The 1,280-nt window shown below is 47.6% G+C and carries 3 protein-coding genes; all 3 read right to left on the bottom strand.

Annotated features, from left to right (window positions below; genetic code table 11):
* Positions 1-134: 134 nt before the first annotated feature.
* The gene (locus Q0174_RS06005; RefSeq protein ID WP_298042374.1) at positions 135-602 is read right to left on the bottom strand and encodes a DnaT-like ssDNA-binding protein; all 468 of its coding nucleotides are present in this window, start codon (positions 600-602) and stop codon (positions 135-137) included.
* Positions 599-898: a hypothetical protein gene (locus Q0174_RS06000; protein ID WP_298042372.1), complete on the bottom strand. Its 300-nt coding sequence runs from the start codon at positions 896-898 to the stop codon at positions 599-601. Before Q0174_RS06000 ends, Q0174_RS06005 begins: the two co-directional genes overlap by 4 nt.
* 10 nt (positions 899-908) lie before the next feature.
* The coding region (locus Q0174_RS05995) for a major capsid protein (RefSeq protein ID WP_298042369.1) at positions 909-1,280 on the bottom strand (372 nt) is incomplete at its 5' end.

Raw genomic sequence — 1,280 nt, 5'->3', positions numbered from 1 at the left:
TACCGGGCGGCTTTCATAATTTAGGCTCATCTCACCCGTTTTTGGATCGTAGATTTGCCCTGCTTGCCGCTTATAAATGCCGTTTTTGCCAAATTTTTCAAGCAATTTAAATGCCGTATTTTTGGCTTTTTCGTTTAGCATCTATCGACCTTTAACATCGAGCTAGCATAAACGTTTTTCAAAAAAGGCTTTAACAGGCTGCAAACGTAGGCATATTTAGTCGTAGGATCGGCGCTACTGCTATATTCTACTTCGATACTGCCTACTTTTTCTTTGGTGGTTAGCCGTTCAATGTCGCTTAATAGCTCGCCCGAATTAGCTTTTATCGCAAGCTCGCATACGGCAAATTTAAACTTTGCGGGCATTCCAAAAGGCTTACGAGGAAACGCCAGCGCCTGATCCGCTTTTAGCTTCTCGCCCTGCCATTTCCCCCAATAAACCGCCTCTAAATAATCGGTCGCTTTAATAATGGCTGCCTCTTTTGCCGCGCTATCAAGCCCAGCCCACGCCTCGTTTTTGCGCGCTGAAAAATATTCGTCCGCAAATTCTATCGAAACGTAGGCGTTGGCACCCACCAACCCTGTGCCGTCCTCTGGTATCATTGCTCTAGCTTCTCTTTTATGGCAGCTTTCGTGCCGTCCGCATTGGTGTATTCAACGCCCAAATGAGCCGCTAGCAGCTTCAATTCACCAGCTTTTAGCGTATCTAGCCTCGATATTAGGTCGCCATAATTAACCTCTTGTTGCGCTCCTTTTAACGTTAAAGCGGGCGGATCTTTCACGCCATCACCCGCATCAAATTTAGCGTCAATGATGGTTAAGCCCCGCTCTTTGGCTAGGGCTTTAACATCCTCGTTATACTGAAACGTCGGGAATTCCACATACCAAATTTTAGGCATTTTTCACCTCCTAATTCTTAGCTGCGTCGCCTACGAGTAGCACGCCCGCAGTATCCTTATCGCTAGCTACGACTTTATCCCAGTTTGTGCCGGTGCCTAGCTTTGCGTTATCGGGGCTTTTACCGCCGCTTGCCATATCCCAAGAATAGCCCTTGAGCGACAATCCGAATGTATAGTCAGCCTGATAGGTCGTTTCTATGCGCTCTTTGCCGTTGTTGGTTTGAATATTAGTGATTAGATCGCCCGCGTTGCTCACTATTGCCGCCCCCGCAGTTAGCGCCAAAACGTAGTCTTTATTCGGCGTTCCCGCTTTATACAGAGCCGGCGCGTCGGTAACTACTACCCTACGTCCTAAAATCTCGACGACAAGCACATTTTCGGC

The organism is uncultured Campylobacter sp., from assembly GCF_937996225.1.
Lineage (GTDB): Bacteria > Campylobacterota > Campylobacteria > Campylobacterales > Campylobacteraceae > Campylobacter_B.
The sequence above is the reverse complement of the archived record's forward strand: the minus strand, read 5'-3'. Positions and strand labels throughout refer to the sequence as shown.

Coding starts and splice junctions, on each gene's coding strand:
- Q0174_RS06000 (WP_298042372.1), bottom strand. CDS start 898: ATGCCTAAAATTTGGTATGTGGAATTCCCGACGTTTCAGTATAACGAG.
- Q0174_RS06005 (WP_298042374.1), bottom strand. CDS start 602: ATGATACCAGAGGACGGCACAGGGTTGGTGGGTGCCAACGCCTACGTT.